This window comes from Streptomyces sp. NPDC014801, from assembly GCF_043082085.1.
Taxonomy (GTDB): Bacteria; Actinomycetota; Actinomycetes; order Streptomycetales; family Streptomycetaceae; genus Streptomyces.
Genome location: NZ_JBIBXG010000005.1, coordinates 159,529 through 174,514, shown reverse-complemented (window position 1 = coordinate 174,514; position 14,986 = coordinate 159,529). Strand labels below are relative to the sequence as shown.

General features: G+C 75.0%; 2 protein-coding genes. Both read right to left on the bottom strand.

The features are described from left to right. Nucleotides 1–64 precede the first annotated feature (64 nt). Entirely contained in the window at nt 65–7,873 is a 7,809-nt protein-coding gene (locus ACF1AL_RS13065) for a beta-ketoacyl synthase N-terminal-like domain-containing protein (RefSeq protein ID WP_391825939.1), read from the bottom strand. A gap of 19 nt (nt 7,874–7,892) precedes the next feature. After that, nucleotides 7,893–14,894, bottom strand: coding sequence for an SDR family NAD(P)-dependent oxidoreductase (locus ACF1AL_RS13060; RefSeq protein ID WP_391825938.1), 7,002 nt, complete (start codon nt 14,892–14,894; stop codon nt 7,893–7,895). Nucleotides 14,895–14,986: the final 92 nt, after the last annotated feature.

The following is a 14,986-nucleotide window of genomic DNA, read 5'->3' as shown; positions in this document are numbered from 1 at the left end:
GTGGGGGCCGCTGTTCGTGGTGGATCAGTCGTGGGGAATCCGTCGTGGGAATCGGTCGTGGGGATCAGTCGTGGTGGATCTCGACGCCGATGTCGCCGACGTGGTAGATGCGCAAGGCCGACTTCCACACGTTCGCGTCACCGGTGAGGACGATGCGCCCGCTCTCGCGGCGGACGTCCTTGAGGTGGACGTCGAACTCCAGGTCGGGGTCGGTGCGCAGGATCTGCCCGCGGTAGCTCCAGGTCGTCGGGGTGCCCCGCAGCAGGGCGAAGCGCGGGTTGCGCAGCCCGTCGGTGAGTCCGCCCTCCACGGCGTACACCTGCATCGCCTGCAGCAGCGCCTCGACGCCGAGGGAGCCGGGCATGACGGGGTCGCGGTGGAAGTGGCAGGAGAAGTACCACTCGTCGGGGCGGACGGAGCGGTGGCCGCGCAGATAGCCGCCGCCGTGCTCGCCCCCGCCGGGCAGGACGTCGAGCCACTCGACGAGGTCGAGTTTGCCGCCGGCGATGCGGGGTCCGCGGCCGGCCGCGCGGTGGGCGGCCAGGTCGATCCGGCGGGTGCCGGCGGGCCGGGACGGCTGCCGGTCCAGCCAGGGCAGCACCTCCTCGCCCTTGTCCAGGCCGACCTGGCGGGCGAGCGCCTTGTCGTTGAAGTAGCCGAAGAGGGACTCGCCGGTGTAGAAGACCTCGCCGTCGGCGGAGAGTTCGTAGGAGAAGTTCTGCAGGATCGAGCCGGGCATGCGGTCGCTGGACAGCAGCGTGGAGCGGTGCTGGATGGTCTTTCCGCGCAGGTCGACGTCTTTCAGCAGGGTGGCGCGGCCGTCGAGGTTGCGGATGCTGAACTGCTCCTGCGGGTAGGGCAGCGTGGCGCCCAGGTAGTAGCCGAGGAGGATCGCCGCCTGCAGGCTGGACTCCATGTACACGCAGTTCGGCATGACCGGGCCGCCGTTGTCGGCGTAGTACCAGGCGTCCTCGGGCGAGTCGTACTCGGTGACCATCACCGCGCCCCTCTTGAGGGTGCCGCGGGTGCCTTCGAGTTTCATCACCCGGTCCACGAACAGGAAGTCGCCGTTGGGGATGTACGGTGCCCGGCTGTCGGCGTAGATCTCGAACTCGGGGCCCATCGCGATCGCCAGGTCGCCCTTGGCGGCGTGCGCCATGTGGAACTCGTTGAGCAGCGCGGGTTCGCCGGTGGCCGGGGAGAGCCGGCCGAGGAAGTGCGGCACGCGCCCGCCGGCCTCGGGGCGGTAGGGCGTGCCGGGCTTCTCCCGCAGCCGGATGCCGAGGCCGGTGATGCTGATCGACGGAGTGCCGTCGCGCAGCACGACCACGTCGGCGACGAGCGCGGGCCGCGGCAGCAGGGTCACGTCCGTGATGTCGACGCGGTACTCGATGCGGCTGTTGCGCGGGGTGATCTGCCCGCGCACCTTCACCTCGGTCTTCAGTCCGGGCACCGGCTGGAAGCGGGCGTCGGGCAGGGTGAGGTGCAGGCCGAGGGAGAGCGCGTACGTCTCCAGCAGCTGCACCGCGCCCTCCGCGACGAGGGAGCCGGCGAGCACCGGATCGTCCGGGAAGTGGCTGGTGAAGTACCAGGCGTCCGGTTCCAGTCGCTTGACGGCCTCGATCCGGCCGAGGCCGTGGCTGCCGCCGGTGCGGTCCAGGGCGGTGACCTCGTCGGCCATCAGCAGGGGCCGGGTGGGCAGTCGCAGCGCGGTGTTGCAGCCGGGGGGCTGGCGGTGGCCCGGCCCGAACACGTCCGCGATCCGGCCCTCCGCGAGGGCGTCGAGGTCGGCGGAGGTCAGGGCGGTGCGGTCGGTGCGGGCGAGCGGCTTGAACGCGGAGCGCTCCGCGGGGCCCTGGGGCTTGCTCCTGCCCTGGACGAGGCCCGGCGAGCTCTCCAGTTCCTCGTCGGTGAAGAAGCCGGCGCAGGCGTCGGTGAGCTTCAGGATCAGCTCGCCGTCGGCGTAGCAGTCGTAGTGGAAGAAGAACAGCAGGGTGTCGCCCTGGCGCACGAACTGGTCGATCCAGATGTCGTAGCGCAGCGTCTGCCCGGTGCGCGGCAGGTCGCCGAGGAAGCTGAGGCTGCTGTCGAGCAGCCGGTACACGCGCCGGCCCCGGTTGGTGAAGTCGGCGCCGAGGTAGCTGATCAGCAGCAGGTCGCACTGGCCGGCCTCGATGGTGACGGCCGGCGGCACCTGGCCGTCCACTGCGTACCAGGCGTCCTCCGGCACGTCGTACTCGGTGCGGATGAACGACGGCTTGAACTCGCCGGGTTCCGCGCGCAGTTCGGTGACGCGGGTGGCGAAGAGGTACGGCGGTGCGGGCAGCCGGACGCGCCGCGGGTAGCCGTCGATCCGGGCGAACCGGGGCCCGAAGACGTTCCCCACCTTGCCGACGGCGAACTCCAGCAGGTCCTGCTCGTCCCAGACGACACCTTCGGGCTTGGGGGGCCGGGGGGTCTCCGGGGGCGCGGGAGCGATCTGGGTGGACGCGGGCGTGGCGGAGACGGAGCCGGAGGCGGGCCTCACGGGGACCGAGCCGGAGACGGGTGCCGGTGGGGTGGCCGATGCGGGCGCAGGCGGAACTGCTGTGGCCGAGGCCGCCGTGGCGGGGGCCGCCGGTTCGGTTTCGGTCGCGGGCGGTGACAGGACCGCCATCAGCTCCTCGTGCAGGGCCCGTTGGGCGTCCAGGACCTCGCGGTGGGCTTCCAGGATCTCGGAGCGCAGGCTGCGGACGAGCGCGAGCGTGGACGCCTGCTCCGGCCCCGCGCCGGAGGCCTTGGCCGGCTCGGGCTTCGCCTGGGGCTCCGGCTTGGGCTTCGGCTTCGGCGGTACGGGCAGCGGGGCGCCGAACACCGCCGGACGCGGCGGCACGTCCCGGGGCGGGGCGGACCGCTGCGCGGGAAAGGCGTCCAGGGCACCCGGGTCCGCGGCGTCGGCCGGGGCGCCGGTGCCAGCGGCGGAAGGCGGGGCGGTCCCGCCGGCGAGCGCGTCCCGGTCGGCCGGTACGGCGGTGACGCGGCCGTCCGCGTCGGGCCCGCCCGGCAGGACGAGGCCGTCCGCGGGCAGCAGGGTGATCGGCTCCCGCTCCAGCGTGAGCGCGGGTACGGGCGGGCCGGAGGGGCGGTTCGGCATCGCGTTGTCCCATTCCGTGGCGTTGACTTCCGTGACGTGCTCGACGTCCGCGGCACGCACCGGGACGGGGGGTGTGGACGCGGGCGCGGGGGGTGCGGGCGCGGGCCCGTCAGGCGACGGCGCGGACGCCGGGGTCGCAGGCGAGGGCGTCGGGTGGGCCGACGCCGGGGCGGCAGAGGCTCCCGCCGGCAAGGCGCGCGGGGGCGCGGACGCCGGGGGCTCAGGCGCGGGCACCGCAGACGCCGCCGCGGGCACGGCCGGCGCGGACGTCGCCCCGGCCGTCGCGGACGCGGGCCCGACCGGCGAAGCCGCAGGCGCGGGCGCCGCAGACGCCGCCGCGGGTTCGGTCGGCGTGGGCCGTGTCGCACCCCGCGTGGGCGGCGGGACTGTCGCCGCGACCGGTGTCGCCGCCTCTGCCGTCGGCGCGGGCGCCGATACGGTCAGCCGTGTCACCTGCGGAGCAACCGGTGTCGCCGCCGGTGCCGTAGGCGTGGGCGCCGACGTGGTCAACCGCCTCACCTGCGGAGCAACCGGTGTTGCCGCGCGGGTCACCAGCGGGGCCACCGGTTCGCCGCCCACCGTGAAGGTGCGCACGCCCCGGGGGCGGGCGGGCCGGACGGGTGGGCGGAACGGGGTCAGGTCGACCGGGACGCCGTGCGCGGCGAGGCGGGCGACCAGCCGGGCGATGTCGGACGCGCCGCGTGCCCCGCGCCGGTCGACCGGGACGGACAGATGGGGCCGGTCGCCGAGGGTCTCCTGGATCCAGCGGGCGCAGGTGCTGGACGGCCCGACCTCGACGAAGCAGCGGAAGCCGTCCGCGTACGCCCGCTCCACCAGCCGCGGGAAGTCGATGGTCTCCCGCAGGGTGACGGCGATGTCGTCGGCGACCGCGTCCTGTTCGAGGTCCCCGACGGGCGCGTAGTGCCGGCTGCTGTAGAGCACCAGGTCGCCGACGTCACCCGTGGGGTAGCGGTTCAGTTCGGCCAGTTCGGGCAGCACGCCGTCCACGACGGGCACGTGCATGACGTGGTTGGCGGGCGAGCGGGCGCTGCGGCAGCCGAGGGCGTCGATCAGGTCGCGGCACTGGGCCGGGTCGCCGGCCACGACCACCTCGTGCGGGGTGTTGACGTGGGTGACGAACACCCGGTCGTACCCCGCGACGGCGGCCCGCACCTCGTCCGCGGGGGCGAGCAGCACATGGGTGGCCCACACCTCCCGGTCGGGCACGTCGTCGCCGATCCCCCACAGCTCGCGTACGACCCGCTTGGGGCCGCACAGCCGGTCGACGAAGAGCGGCGAGGTGTCGATCTTCGTGGTGGCGCGGGCGCCCTTCACCCAGCCGCCGGTGGCGAAGAGCATGCTGGACTCGCCGAGGCTGTAGCCGAACGCCCCGTGCACCGGCACGCCCAGCACCTCGCGCACCAGATCGGTGGCCAGCAGCGCGTAACTGGTGCCGACGGCCAGCATCAGCGGGATGTCCTCGATCAGCTCCGTCTCGCGCCGCATCAGTTCCCGCCGGTCGAGCGGGGTGAGGGAGCGCGGGTGAAGGCGGTCGGCGCGCAGCATGTCGGCGGGGCGCGAGGCCTGGGCCTCGTAGCGGGGCAGCAGGCCGGGGAAGGCACGGAACAGCGCCCCGCCCAGGCCGAGGTAGGAGTTGAACGCGCCCGGGTAGACCAGCGCCGTCCGGGTGCCCGGCCCGGCGACCGGGCGGGCGGCGAAGCAGCTGCCGGACGGCGAGACCCACTCGCCGCCCGACCGGTACACGTCCGGCAGGTCCTTCAGTGCCTGCTCGGCCTGGCGGACCAGCCCGGCCGGGTCGCCGGCGACGAGTACGGCCTTGAGGGCGGCCGGCCGGTCCTCGGCCAGTCCCGCGGCCCAGTCGCCGCCGTCCGCGACGGCGTCCCGCAGGTCGCCGATGCGGCGCAGCAGCGTGTCCAGGTCGTCGGCGCCGACGGGGACGACGAGACTGCCGCCGGACCGCGCCCAGTCGGTGGCGACGACCTCGCCGCGGCTCTGCGCCCCGCCGAGCACGACGTGGGCGTGGCTGCCGGCGGTGCCGGTGACGCTGACGCTCGCGACGCGGCGGCCGTCGCGGTGGGCGCGCAGCCAGGGCCGCGCGGTGCCGGCGAGGAAGAAGGCGGAGCCGGTGAGCCGGGTGCCGTCCACGCCGTCGGGTGCGACCGGGTGGTAGCCGTGGTGCAGGCACAGCGCGGCGCGGATGACCGAGGCGAGCGCGGAGGCGCACCCGGTGTCGCCGACGCCGGAGTGGGCCCCGGACAGCGCGGTGCGCAGCGCTCCCCCGGCCCGCTCGGCCGACCAGACGCGGGCGAGTCCGTCGAGCACGCCGGTGCCGGCGTCGCCGGCCTCGACGAGTTCGACGTCGGCCGGGGTGAGCCCGGCGGCGGCGAGGGCCTCTTCGGCGGCCTCGGCGACGAGCGCGGGCTCGGGCCGCGGGGTGAGCGTGGCGGCGTGGCGGACCGCGAGGGCCTCGACGGTGGCGTAGACGGTGCGGCCGGGCTGGACGCAGCCGGGCCGGGTGACGACGAGGGCGCCGGCCCCGTCGCCGAGGAGGCGCAGTCCGTCGCGTACGGCGCCGGGTTCGAGGAGTTCCCGGGCGAGCGTCGCCTCGGGGCCCGCGGCCAGGTCGACCGCGCCGACGAGCACCGCCTCGACGGTCGGGTCGAGCAGCAGCAGCCGGGCGGCGTCGAGGGCGTCGACGCCGGCGGCGCTGTCGGAGGAGACGGTGAAGGAGGGCCCGGTGAGGTTCCACAGGGAGGAGATCCGGGCGGCCATGACGCTGCCGATGTAGCTGAGGACCTCGTTGGCCTCGATGGTGTCGTGGATGCCGTCGCGGGCGGCGCGGGTGAGCGCGGCGAGCTGTTCGGGCGTGGGGTCGAGGCCCGCCTGCGCGCACCAGGCGGCGAGTTTGCGGCCGAGGGCGTAGCGGGCGCCGTGGCCGTGGGCGCTGGGTTCGGTCTCCATGCCGAGGACGACGCCGACCCGGCGGCCGGTGCCGCCGCGCTCGTATCCGGCGTCGCGCAGCGCCTCTTCGGCGACCCGCATCATCAGCAGGTGCTGCTGGTTGAAGTGTTCCAGGTCGTTCGGCGGGATGCGGTAGGCGGTGGCGTCGGCCTCGAACTCCTCGACGTAGGCCGCGCGCGGCACGCCGTCGTGGGCGAGTCCGGCCTCCTCCAGCGGTCCGCCGGTGACCGACTCGAAGCCCCGCCAGCGGTGCGGCGGCAGCTCCCGCAGGGCGTCGAGCCCGTCGTGTCCGGCGCGTTCGAAGGCGTCGAGGGTGGTGAACGCGCCGAAGTGGGCGCCCATGCCGACGACGGCGAGGACGGGCGGCCGCACGGCCGGTGCCGGTTCCTCGGCGGTGTCCTCCCGCGGCGCGGAGAGCACGACGTGCGCGTTGGTGCCGCCGAAGCCGAACGCCGAGACCGCGGCCCGCCGTACGCCGTCCGTGTGCGGCCAGGGGGTGGCCTCGCGCACCACGCGGTCGGCGACCGTGCCCGGCAGCGGCTCCGCGACGCCCGGGGTGGGCGGGAGGGTGCCGTGACCGAGGGCGAGGACGACCTTGATCAGGCTGCTCATGCCGGCGGCGGTGAGCAGGTGCCCGATGTTGCCCTTGACCGAGCCGAGCAGCGGCCCGCGCCCGAAGTAGCGTGCCACGCCCTCCAGTTCGGTCCGGTCGCCGAGCGGTGTGCCGGTGGCGTGGCACTCCAGGTACTGCACGTCCGCCGGGGTCAGGCCGGCCGTGCGGTAGGCGTGCTCGTACACCGCGAGCTGCCCGTCGACGTTCGGGGCGAGCAGGTGCCGGCCGGAGCCGTCGTTGCCGAGCGCGACGGTGTCGATCACGGCGTGGATCCGGTCGCCGTCGGCGACGGCGTCCGCCAGCCGGCGTACGGCGACCATCGCGGCGCCCTGTCCGGTGAGGATGCCCTTGGAGCGGGCGTCGAAGGGGCTGCTGAAGCCGTCGGGCGGGTAGGCCCGCAGGTCGGAGAAGGACAGGTGGATGAGGGTCGGGTCGGGTGCGCACACGCCGCCCGCGAGCATCAGGTCGGCGCGGCCCGTCTCCAGGTGGGCGCAGGCCAGGCGCAGCGCGTACAGCGCGGAGGAGCAGGCGGCGTCGAGGGTGTGGCGGGGGCCGCCGAGGCCGAGGGCGGCGGCCACCACGTGGGCGGGCAGGCCGCCGGGCCACAGGTTGTGGGCCGCGGCCGGGCCGGCCTCCCCCGCCTGGGAGGCCGCCCCGGCCAGGGGCAGGCCGGCCGCCGCGAGGCCCTCGGTGACCGCGGTGTCCCACAGCCGCCCCGTGATGCGGCCGGAGGCCGGGGTGGGGAACGGGTAGTTCCCGAACACCACCCCGGTCCTCCGCCCGCGCGCCCGGCCGGCCGCGGAAGCGGGGGAAACCCCCGCGTCGGCCAGGGCGCCCCCGGCCGTCCGGAGCGCCCAGTGGAACGAGCGGTCCAGGCCGGCCAGGTAGTCGGCGGGCAGGTCGTACCCGTCCAGCCCCGCGGTGTCGTCGAGGGCGTCGGGGAAGCCTCCGCGCGTGGTGGAGATGCGGTGCCGGTCGCGGGTCTCCCCTGCGCCCGCCTCCTCGGCGGTCGGGTCGTGTCCGAAGACCCGCTCGCCGCCCTCGGTGCGGGAGTCGACGCCGTCCATCAGGTTGCGCCAGTAGGCCTCGGGGGTGGTGGCGCCCGGGAAGAGGCAGGACAGGCCGACGATGGCGTAGGTGCCCATGGGAATCAGCCTCCGGGCCTCAGACCGTGACCGCGTCGGCCCGGCCGAACCGGCTGTCCAGTTCCGCGTCCTCGACGGCGACGACGTCGCGGAGGACGGCGAGGACCCGGCCCCGCGGGTCGAGGGCGGTCACCGTGCAGGTGACGCCGGTGCGTCCGGGCCGTATGTCCTCGACGGCGACGAGGAAGTCCTCGTCGGAGGGCAGCGGGGCGTACAGGGCCGCGTTCCCGATCTCCATGGGCAGGCAGGCCCGGCCGCGGCGCTCGCGCACCCACACCAGGACGGCCTGGAGCAGCAGATCGGCGAGGACGGGGCTGAGCAGCCGGCCGTGGTAACCGCCGTGCGCGGGCCGGGTGTCGGCGAGCCGGGCGCGGACCAGCAGGCGGTCGTCGTCGGCCGCGAGGACGGAGCGCAGGCCGCGCAGTGACGGGCCGTGGAAGAGGGTGCCGTCGCGGTAGAACCGGGCCGCGTCCCGCGGGGTGGCCGTGCGGGCCAGCGCGGCGAGGTCGGCGCGGTCGGCGGGCGGCTGCCCGGCCTCGGCGGTGGTCAGCCGCACCCCGTAGGCGGGCCGGCTGCGGCCGGTGGCGTCGGCGGAGGAGGCCAGTACGTCGACGGCGCCGGCCGGGGCCGTGAGGCCGCCGGTGCCCGTGGCCGGCTCCAGGGACATCCGCAGCCGCTGCGGGGAGGTCGCCTCGGGTTCGTCCCAGGCGACGCCCTTGAAGACCCGGAAGCCGCTCGCCCCGGTCACCGTCCGCCCGCTCGCGGTCTCCACGGCGTGGGCCAGCAGGCCGAGCGCCGCGGTGGCCGGCAGGACGCGGCGTCCGCCGATGGCGTGGTCGGCGAGCAGGGGGTCGCCGGCCAGGTCGCCGAGGGTGCGGTCGACGACCAGCGGGGCGGCCGCCGGCTCCTGCGTGGGCGCGGGGGCGGACAGCGGGGTCAGCGGCCCGGTGACGATCACCGTGTCGTGGCCGCGCGCCGCCGTGAACTGCTCGGCGAACAGCCCCGCGCCCGTCTCCCGCGGCACCAGCGCCACACCGCGTTCGGCGAACATCGCGCGCAGATCGTCGGAGACCATGCCGCCGTCCCAGGCACCCCAGTTCATCGAGGTGACCCGCGCGGAGGGCAGCTCCCGCTTCAGGCGTACGGCGATCCGGTTCAGCGCCTCGTTCGCCATGGCGTAGTCGGACTGGCCCCGGTTGCCGAAGAACCCGGCCACCGAGGAGAAGAACACGATGTGCCGCAGCTCGGCGATCCCCCGCAGCACGTCCAGGACGTTGCCGAGGCCCAGCAGTTTGGTGGCCAGCACCCGGCGGATCTCCTCCGGCGTCTTGTGCACGACGAGGTGGTCGGCGAGGACGCCGGCGCCGTGCACGACACCGGTGACCCGGCCCGCGTACGGGGTCAGCGCGCGGCGCACCTCGGCGGCGTCGGTGACGTCCACGGCGAGGTATTCGACGCGGGCGCCGGTAGCGGTGAGGCGGGCGAGGTTCGCGGCGATCTCGCGGGCCCCGGTGATCTCGCGGTACTCGGCCTCCACGGCGCGCGGGGTCGCCTTCACCCCGCTGTCGTTGATGCGCCGGGCGATCACGCCCTTCAGCGCGGCGCCGTCCAGGCCGGCGGCCCAGGCCGGTTCGGGGGCGGGCCGGCTGCGGCCGAGCAGCAGCAGCCCGGCCGGACGGGCGGAGACCAGCGCGTGCAGGCAGTCGGCGGTGATGCCGCGGGCGCCTCCGGTGACCACCAGCAGGTCGTCGGCGGTCGGTTCGGCCACGGCGGCCGCGTGCGCCTCCGGCGGTGCTTCGGCCGGGACGACCGTACGGCGGCCGGCGGGGTCGTGGGCCACGTCGGCGGGGTCGGCGGACAGGTCGCCGATCTCGGCGAGGAAACGGGCGCCGACCGTGGCGGGCGGCATGCCGGGCGCGAAGTCCACGGTCCGGGCGAAGAGTTCGGGCGCCTCCACGTGCAAGGTCTTCACCAGGCCGCTCACCCCGCCGAGCAGCGGGGAGCCATCGCCGGCGCCGCGGTAGCCGCTCGCCCCGTCGAGCCGGGTGACGGCCACGAACGCGGCCCGGGTGCCGGCCGCGGCGACCGACCGCAGCGGCGCCACGGCGTGCTTGGCGACGAGCAGGGCGTGCTCCAGGCGCCGCACCCCCTCGTCCCACTCCTGACCGGAGTCGGCCGCCATCTGCACGACCAGGTCGACCCGGCCGGACGTCAGCGCGCCGGCGAGCTCGGACTCGTCCCAGCCGGCGAGCCGGCGCACCGCGTCCGCCTCGGGCACGGCCGCGTCGCTGCCGGGCAGCGCCACGACCTCCACCCGCCAGCCGTCCCCGCGCAGCGCTCCCGCGAGCGACCGGGTCAGCGCCGACCCGTCGTCCACGAGCACGGCGGTCCGCTCCTCTGCGTACGCCCCGACGAGGGTGTGCGGCGGCGCGATCGAGGTCACCGCGGCATGGGTACGGCCGATGCCGGGGGCGGACGGGTAGGTCACGGTGAGCGGGGCGGGGGTGGACGGCGCCGGGGCGGGAGCGGCGGCCGCCGGAGCGGAGGAGACGGTCGAGGCGAGGAAGCCGGCGATGTCGTCGAGCGTGCGGAGCTCGGCCAGCACCTCGGGATCGACGTCCTCCGACACCGGATACGTCTCCTGCAACGCACCGAGAATCTGCACCCGCTTGATCGAGTCGATCCCGAGGTCGGCCTCGACATCCATTCCCGGCTCCAGCATCTCCACCGGATAACCCGTCTTCTCGGCCACCGCGCCGAGCAGCGCCTCCATCACGCCGGAGGGCACCGCCGCGTCGGCGGAGGCGACCGGAGCGGGCGCCGGCTCGGGCTCGGGCTCGGGGGCAGCGACAGCAACGGGGGCGGGAACCTGGATGGGCTCGGATGAGACGGTCGAGGCCAGGAACCCGGCGATGTCGTCGAGCGTGCGCAGCTCGGCCAGCACCTCGGGGTCGACGTCCTCCGACACCGGATACGTCTCCTGCAACGCCCCCAGGATCTGCACCCGCTTGATCGAGTCGATCCCGAGGTCGGCCTCGACATCCATTCCCGGCTCCAGCATCTCCACCGGATAACCCGTCTTCTCGGCCACCGCGCCGAGGAGGGCCTGCATCACGGCAGAGGCGACGGGCGCAGGGGCAGGTGTGGGCTCGGGCTCCGGGGCAGAAGCGACAGGCGCGGGCTCAGGTGCGGGAGCCTGTACGGGACCGGAGGAGACGGTCGAGGCCAGGAAACCGGCGATGTCGTCGAGCGTCCGCAGCTCGGCCAGCACCTCCGGATCGACGTCCTCCGACACCGGATACGTCTCCTGCAACGCCCCCAGAATCTGCACCCGCTTGATCGAGTCGATCCCGAGATCAGCCTCCACGTCCATTCCCGGCTCCAGCATCTCCACCGGGTAACCCGTCTTCTCCGCCACCGCCCCGAGCAGCGCCTCCATCACCCCGGAGGGCACCGCCGCGTCGGCGGAGGCCACCGGTGCGGGAGCCTGTACGGGCCCGGACGTGACGGTCGAAGCGAGGAAACCGGCGATGTCGTCGAGCGTCCGCAGCTCCGCGAGCACCTCCGGGTCCACGTCCTCCGACACCGGATACGTCTCCTGCAACGCCCCCAGAATCTGCACCCGCTTGATCGAGTCGATCCCCAGATCCGCCTCCACGTCCATCCCCGGCTCCAGCATCTCCACCGGGTAACCCGTCTTCTCCGCCACCGCCCCGAGCAGCGCCTCCATCACCCCGGAGGGCACAGCGGCGTCGGTGGAGGCCACCGGAGCAGGCGCAGGCTCGGGCTCGCGTACGGGCTCCGGCTGTGGCTCCGGCTCCGGCGCGGGTTCCTCGTGCGTCGCCGTCTCCGCCGTGTCGTCCCGCAGGGCGCGCAGCAGCAGGCGGGTGGAGCGTTCGTGGGCCGCGCCGATCGCCGCGCCCTGTTCGCGGATGAGGCGCAGGGCGGCCTCGGTGTCGGGCCGGCCGCCCGCGCGTACGGTCTCCTCCAGGGAGCGGACCGAGGCGTGCACGGTGTCGGCGTGGCGGGTGAGGATCTCCGCCTGGAGCACCAGGCCCTCGCGGACGACGTCCTCCAGCGTGTCGCCGCCGCCCGGGCTCGCCGTGCCGGCCGAACCGGCGTCCCCGGCCGAACCGGCGTCCCCGGCCGGGGCGGGCTCCGCGGCGGCGGGCCGCGGGGTCACGCCGGTGAGTTCGACCGGCTCGGCCAGGGCCTGCCGGTAAGCCGAACGGCGGTCCTCGGTCACGTAGTTGATGCCGCGCAGCGGGATGGTGAGGCCCTTGCGGGCGGGCTGCTCGGGGCGGGGCGCGACATGGGCGTCGAGGCCGGTGACGGGCAGGCCGAGGACCGCGAGTTCGAGGGCGGCGCGCATCAGGGTGAGCTCGCCGTCCTGGGTGGGGCCGCCGTCCACGGCGAGGGTCACCACGTCGGCGCGGCCTTCGAGGATGCGGTCGACGAGGTCGGTCAGCACCCTCTTGGGCCCGAACTCGACGAAGACGCGGAAGCCGTCGGCGTACATCTGCTCGATGCCGGCGACGAAGTCGACGGGCTGCAGCAGCTGGTCGACGAGGGTGCGCCGGTTGGCGGCGGCGTCCTCGGCGTAGGCGGCGCCGGGCGTGTTGGCGTACACCGGGATCGACGGCACGCCGAGTCCGGTGCGGTCGACGGCCTCGCGGAAGGCGTCGGCGGCGTGGGCGACGAACCGGGTGTGGAAGGCGGCGGAGACCGGCAGCCGGGTGGCGGAGACGCGCCGGGCTGAGGCGTCGGCGACGAGCCGGTCGATCTCGTCGGTGGGGCCGCCGACCACGATCTGCCCGGGCGCGTTGATGTTGCAGATGGCGACGTTGCGGTAGGTGGCGACAAGGCCCTGGACCTCGGCGAGGGTCGCCCGGATCGCGGCCATGGCGCCCGGGTCGAAGCCGGCGTCGGCGTGCGCGGGCGGTGCCATGGCGCGGCCGCGGGCGCGGGCGAGTTCGGCGAAGGCGTCGTCGTCGAGGGCGCCGGCCGCCCACAGCGCGGTCAGCTCGCCGAAGCTGTGGCCGATGACGCCGTCGGGGGCGAAGCCGAGGCCGCGCAGCCAGGCGTACTGGCCGGAGGAGAGCGCGCCGATGGCGGGCTGGGCGATGTCGGTGCGGCGCAGGGCGGCTTCCTGCTCGCGGCGGGCGTCGGCGCTGAAGACGGGCGGCGGGAAGACGGTGCGGGCCAGGGTGCCGGGGCCGTCGCTGATCGTGTTGGCGCGGTCGAAGGCGGCGCGCACGGGCGGCAGCGCGAGGGCGGCGGCGCGGCCCATGCCGACGTACTGGCTGCCCTGGCCGGCGAAGACGGCGGCCGTGCGGGCGGTGCGGGGCAGCGCGGTGCGGCGGTAGGTGATGCCCTTGGGGTGCTGCCAGGCGGCGGCGTCGGGGCGGGAGCGCAGCAGTTCGGCGGCGGTGCGGCGCAGCTCGGCGAACTCCTCCTCGGTGCGGGCGGTGATGCCGAGCCGGGCGTCGCCCTCGGGGACGGCGCCGGGCGTGTCGGAGGCGGCGCCGTTCTCGATGCGGGAGGCGAGCGCTTCGGGGCTCGCGGCGTGCCACAGGCCCCAGTGGGCGACCGGGCCGAGCACGCCGGGGCTGTCCTGGCCGGTGTGCTCCTCCAGGACCATGTGGAAGTTGGTGCCGCCGAAGCCGAAGGAGGACACGGCGGCCCGGCGGCGGCCGCGGCTGGGGTCGAGGACCCAGGGCCGGGCCTCGGTGGTGACGTAGAACGGCGTGGCGGCGGGGTCGACGGCGGTGCTGGGCGTCTCGACGTTGATGGTGGGCGGCAGCACCTTCTGGTGCAGGGCGAGCGCGAGTTTGATCAGTCCGGCGGCGCCGGCGGCCGCCTTGGTGTGCCCGATCTGCGACTTGACGCTGCCGATCGCCGCGTAGCCGCGTTCGTCGGTGCCGGCGGCGACGACGGTGGACAGCGCGGACAGTTCGGTGTGGTCGCCCACGGCGGTGCCGGTGCCGTGCGCCTCGAACAGCTCGACGGAGCCGACGGGCACGTCGGCGTCCTCGTAGGCGCGGCGCAGGGCGAGCTGCTGGCCCTCGGCGCGCGGGGCGTAGATGCTCTTGAACCGGCCGTCGCTGGAGGTGCCGATGCCGCGCAGCACGGCGTAGATCCGGTCGCCGTCGCGTTCGGCGTCGGCGAGCCGTTTGAGGGCGAGCATGCCGATGCCCTCGCCGATGAGGGTGCCGTCGGCGGACTCGTCGAAGGGGCGGATCACCTGGGACTTGGAGAACGCGGGGGTCTTGCTGAAGCACAGGTACATCAGGATGGTGTTCTCGGCGTCGCAGCCGCCGGTGAGCATCAGGTCGGCGCGGCCCTCGATGAGCTCGCTGACCGCGAGCTTGACGGCGGCCAGGGAGCTGGCGCAGGCGGCGTCCACGGTGCAGTTGGTGCCGCCGAGGTCGAAGCGGTTGGCGATCCGGCCGGCGACGACGTTGCCGAGCATGCCGGGGAAGGAGTTCTCCTCCCAAGGGATGTACGCCTTCTTGAACCGCCGGGCGATCTCCTCGGCGTCGGCCTCGCTCAGGCCGACGCTGCGCACGACCTCCTTGAGCACGGGTGTCTGCAGCCGGGCGGACAGCGGCTGGGTGAGGGAGTTGGCGCCGGTGACGCCGAGGACGACGCCGGTGCGGGAGGGGTCGTACCAGTCGGCGCTGTCCGTCCCGGCGTCGCGCAGCACGTCACGGGCGACGGTCAGGGACAGCAGCTGGAGGATGTCGGTGACCTCCAGGGTGTTGGGCGGCAGCCCGAACTCCATGGGGTTGAAGGCCACTTCGGGCAGGAAGCCGCCGCGCCGGACGTAGGTCTTGTCCTCGGCGGCCGGGTCCGGGTCGTAGTGGTCCTGGATGTTCCAGTGGCTCGCGGGAACGTCCTCGATGCAGTCCGCCGCGGTGACGATGTTGTGCCAGAACTCGCGCACGTCGCGCGACTTGGGGAAGAGGCCCGCCAACCCGACGATCGCGATCGGCGTCTCGGCCAGACGTGAGTAGTGCACGATGGTGGTCCTCTCGGGGCTTGCGCGTCGCGTGCGTCGCGTGCGGCAGTGGGTCGGGGCGCGGGGGGCTGCGGTCGTCCGGTCCGTGGCGG